The sequence below is a fragment of the Roseateles sp. P5_B10 genome (genome assembly GCF_056400485.1).
In genome coordinates this window covers 1-4,207 of the sequence record NZ_JBFULE010000465.1, presented here as the reverse complement: position 1 = coordinate 4,207, position 4,207 = coordinate 1, and the positions used below count along the sequence as shown (strand labels likewise).

Here is a 4,207-nt window from a genome sequence, read left to right as displayed (position 1 = left end):
ACGTAAGGCCGTCGTCTCGTCGGCCTTGAGCAACTCGGCGTCCGTGTGGCCGACCACCGCTTCACGCTCGAACATCTGCGCCAGGCCCGTGCTCGCAAATACGTATCGGCCGGTGGACATCGCCTTGATCGCCGCCTGGCTGCCCAGGGGCTCGATCAACGAGATGAGGCCGGCCAGCGTCTCGCCGCCCAGTTCTCCGTGGCCTGCCAGCCAATGCGCCAAGCTGCCGGGCGGCGGCTGCATCGCGGTCTGGTCAGCGGTCATGTCCATGAGATCGTTGTGATGCCATCGTGTATTCGCGGCGCAATGCCGCGAATACCAAAGGTGTCGGGGGACTGTAGTGGGGCCAAAGCAGCACCAGCAAGGCCGTGCCACCCCATGAATCGGGCCTCCCCCCTAGAAGACCCTTTTGCTACCCGGCGTGAATCCTAACGAGTTTCGATGCGCCCACCCACGACAATGCCGCCCCATTCACGGGAGGTCTATGCGGGGATTCGATGCGGTGGTGGTGGGCGCGGGGGCGGCAGGGCTGTTCTGTGCTGGCCTGGCGGGCCAGCGGGGTCTCAAGGTGCTGCTGATCGACCACTCGCCCAAGCTGGCCGAAAAAATTCGTATCTCGGGCGGCGGCCGGTGCAATTTCACGAATCGTGAGGCCGGGTCGGCCAATTTCCTGTCCGAAAACCCCGCCTTCTGCCGCTCAGCCCTGGCCCGCTACACCCCGCAGGACTTCATCAAGCTCGTGCAGGGCTATGGCATCGCCTTCCACGAGAAGCACAAGGGCCAGTTGTTCTGCGACGACTCCGCTGAGCAGATCATCCAGATGTTGGTCAAGGAATGCGAGGCGGGTGGCGTGACGCGCTGGCAGCCCTGCACGGTGGCGGACGTGCGCAGGCTGCCCGAAGGTGGCTTCGAGTTGGACACCAGCCAGGGTCCGGTGCTGGCGCCGCGCGTCGTCGTCGCGACCGGCGGGCTGCCTGTGCCCAAGATCGGCGCCAGCGACTGGGGCCTGCGACTGGCCAAGCGCTTCGAGCACGCCATCGTGGAGCCGCGCCCGGCGCTGGTGCCTCTGACCTTCGATGCGGACGCCTGGGCACCCTTCGCCGCCCTGGCCGGGTTGTCGTTGCCAGTGGAAGTCAGCGTTGGCAGTGGCAAAGCGCGCATGCGGTTCCTTGAAGACCTGCTGTTCACACATCGTGGTCTCAGCGGCCCGGCCATCCTGCAGATCTCAAGCTACCGCGCCGATGATCAGGCGCTGCAGCTCAATCTGGCGCCCGACCTCCAACTGGAGAAGGAACTTGTCCAGGCCAAGGCCACCTCACGCCGCCAACTCGGCAACGAATTTGCGTCCCGCCTGCCGCAGCGCCTGGCGGCCGTCTGGCTGGAGCGCGCAAACCTGGACGCCACCAAACCGCTGCCCGACTGCCGCGACGCCGACCTGCAGCGCCTGGGCCGCAGCGTGCACGATTGGCAGTTGATGCCCAGCGGCGACGAGGGTTGGCGCAAGGCCGAAGTCATGCGCGGTGGCGTCAGCACCAAGGAACTGAGTTCGCAAACGCTCGAGAGCAAGCGCGTCCCGGGCCTGTATTTCATCGGTGAAGTCGTGGACGTGACCGGCTGGCTGGGCGGCTACAACTTTCAATGGGCGTGGGCCAGTGCGGCTGCCTGCGCCCGGGCCATGGCGGACACCGCCACAACAGCTTGAGCGAATCTTGGCAAGTCGTTGATTTTCTGGCTACAATCCCTGGCTTTGCTGGCAAACCTGCGCGTCGATTCGCTGCACTTCTCGAAGAAGACTCAAGAGAAGCAGTAATCCGGAACCTGCTGCTGATCCCAGCCGCGAACACCGAGCGCAATCTGAAGGAAATAAATGACCACCATCCGCGTCAAGGAAAACGAGCCGTTCGACGTCGCCCTGCGTCGCTTCAAGCGCACCATCGAAAAGCTGGGTCTGCTGACCGAACTTCGCGCCCGCGAGTTCTACGAGAAGCCCACCGCCGAGCGCAAGCGCAAGAAGGCAGCCGCCGTCAAGCGCCATTACAAGCGTGTGCGCAGCATGCAGCTGCCCAAGAAGCTGTTCTGATCGGCTGACGCGACCCGGAGCCTGTTTCCATAACAGCTCCGGTTGACACCAAAACCCGCCACAGGACGCTGTCGCGGGTTTTTGTTTTTTTCATACCCTCTACGCCATGAGCCTCAAAGACCGCATCACCGAAGACATGAAGGCCGCGATGCGCGCCAAGGAAGCCGATCGTCTGTTGACCATCCGTGGCCTGCTGGCCGCCGTGAAGCAGAAGGAAGTGGACGAGCGCGTCGTTGTGGACGACACGGCCCTGGTGGCCATCGTCGACAAGCTGATCAAGCAGCGCAAGGACTCGATCAGTCAGTTCGCCGCCGCCGGCCGCGACGACCTCGTTGCCAAGGAAACCGCCGAGCTGGCGGTGCTGCAGGCTTATCTGCCTGAGCGCCTGTCGGCCGAGGCTGTGGCTGAGAAGGTCGGAGCCATCGTGGCTGAGCTGGGCGCGAGCGGCCCGGGCGACATGGGCAAGGTCATGGCGGCTGCCAAGGCCGCACTCGCCGGCGTGGCAGAGATGAGTGCAGTGTCGGCCGCGGTCAAGGCCGCGTTGGCCAAGTAGGGAGTCGCCATGAGCCTGCCGATGCAAGCCATCGCCCCCGACATCTGCGCCGCCCCTCAGCTGACGCCCGAAGCCATGGCCGAAGCGGCGGCGATGGGCTTCAAGAGCGTCGTCAACAACCGGCCCGATTTCGAGCACGGCCCCGACCAGCCGACGTCAGCCGCCATCCAGGCGGCTGCCGAGGCTGCTGGCCTGGAATACCGCCATCTGCCGGTGGCCGGCGGCTATCAGTCGCCCGAGGAGATTGCGGCCTTCGCCGATCTGCTGGCCGAACTACCGCGGCCGCTGCTGGTCTTCTGCCGCTCCGGTGCCCGATCGACTCGCCTGTTCATGCAGGCCCAGCAACTGGGCTGAACCCCCTCGGGGCTTACCCTGAACGACGGCTGAATGAAGCCGACGCCCCCCAAGCGGTCGCTACATTGGCGGCCGCTTCGCTTTTCTCCTGCCCAGCCCATGAACGCCCTGCTCTCCCTTGCGCGGCGCATCGACAGCCTGAACGACCGCTTCGGCAAGATTGCCGCCTGGGCCGTGCTGCTGTCCTGCTTCATCAGCGCCGCCAACGCCGTCGTCCGCTACGGGCTGGACTACAGCTCCAACTCCTTCCTCGAGATCCAGTGGTATCTGTTCGCCACCTGCGTCATGCTGGGCGCGGCTCAGGTGCTCCGACTCAACGAGCATGTGCGTGTGGACCTGGTCTACAGCCGGCTGACCGGCCACGGCAAGGTCTATGTCGACCTGTTCGGCCTCGTCGTCTTCCTGATGCCGGTCATCTGCTACATGGCCTGGCTGTCCTGGGGCCTGTTCGTCGTCAAGCTCAGCACCGGCATGAGCGCCAGTGACTCGGTCGCCAGCCTCGGCCTCATGGGCTATGTCACCAAGCTGCTGACCTCGGGCGAGGTGTCGAGCAATGCCGGCGGCCTGATCCGCTGGCCGGCCGTGCTGGTGCTGCCCCTGGGCTTCGCGCTCGTTGCGCTGCAGGGCGTGGCCGAAATCATCAAGCGCGTGGCCTGGCTCGCGCACAAGTTCGACATGGACATCCACTACGAGAGGCCCCTGCAATGATCTCGATGGAGAGCTTCCCGCCGCTGATGTTCGCGGGGCTGATCGTGATCATGCTGATCGGCTTCCCCGTCGCGTTCTCGCTGGCAGCACTCGGCCTGGCCTGCGGTTTCTTCGCGGTGAGCCAGGGCTGGTTCCCGCCGGAGTTCATGAGCGCGCTGCCGCAGAACGTCTTCGGCATCCTGTCCAACGACCTGCTGCTGGCCATTCCCTTCTTCACGCTGATGGGCTCGCTGCTGGAAAAATGCGGCCTCGCGGAGGACATGCTCGACTCCATGGGCCAGCTGTTCGGCCCGGTGCGCGGCGGCCTGGGCTATTCGGTCATCATCGTCGGCTTCATCCTGGGCGCCATCACCGGCACCGTCGCGGGCCAGGTCATCGCGATGGCGATGATCTCGCTGCCGRTCATGATGCGCTACGGCTACRACATGCGCTACGCGACCGGCGTGCTGGCCGCGTCGGGCACGATCACGCAGCTGGTGCCGCCGTCGCTGGTACTGGTCGTGCTGGCGGAC

The 4,207-nt window shown here is 65.2% G+C and carries 6 protein-coding genes and 1 pseudogene; 6 read left to right on the top strand and 1 reads right to left on the bottom strand.

Annotated elements, in window-relative coordinates; all coding sequences use genetic code 11:
• Window positions 1-270 (bottom strand): annotated as a pseudogene (locus AC1DU6_RS21995) (hypothetical protein); the annotation flags it as partial.
• 214 nt (window positions 271-484) lie between these two features.
• Between AC1DU6_RS21995 and AC1DU6_RS21990 the strand changes: the two are divergent.
• The 6 genes from AC1DU6_RS21990 to AC1DU6_RS21965 all read left to right on the top strand — a co-directional run.
• A complete protein-coding gene (locus AC1DU6_RS21990) occupies window positions 485-1,702 on the top strand; it encodes a BaiN/RdsA family NAD(P)/FAD-dependent oxidoreductase (protein ID WP_477859598.1) in 1,218 nt (405 codons plus the stop codon).
• A gap of 165 nt (window positions 1,703-1,867) precedes the next feature.
• Window positions 1,868-2,080 carry a 30S ribosomal protein S21 gene (gene rpsU / locus AC1DU6_RS21985; protein WP_056196873.1) on the top strand — a complete coding sequence of 71 codons (213 nt, stop codon included), beginning with the start codon at window positions 1,868-1,870 and terminating at the stop codon, window positions 2,078-2,080.
• A gap of 106 nt (window positions 2,081-2,186) precedes the next feature.
• Window positions 2,187-2,633 carry a GatB/YqeY domain-containing protein gene (locus tag AC1DU6_RS21980; protein ID WP_457325265.1) on the top strand — a complete coding sequence of 149 codons (447 nt, stop codon included), beginning with the start codon at window positions 2,187-2,189 and terminating at the stop codon, window positions 2,631-2,633.
• Between the two features lie 9 nt (window positions 2,634-2,642).
• Window positions 2,643-2,987, top strand: a complete 345-nt coding sequence (locus AC1DU6_RS21975; RefSeq protein ID WP_457325264.1) for a protein tyrosine phosphatase family protein — start codon at window positions 2,643-2,645, stop codon at window positions 2,985-2,987.
• Window positions 2,988-3,086: 99 nt separating this feature from the next.
• Complete coding sequence (locus tag AC1DU6_RS21970) at window positions 3,087-3,695, top strand: TRAP transporter small permease subunit (RefSeq protein WP_056196861.1); 609 nt, start codon at window positions 3,087-3,089, stop codon at window positions 3,693-3,695.
• On the top strand, window positions 3,695-4,207 hold a 513-nt coding region (locus tag AC1DU6_RS21965), incomplete at its 3' end, for a TRAP transporter large permease subunit (protein ID WP_477859600.1). The genes AC1DU6_RS21970 and AC1DU6_RS21965, both read left to right, overlap by 1 nt.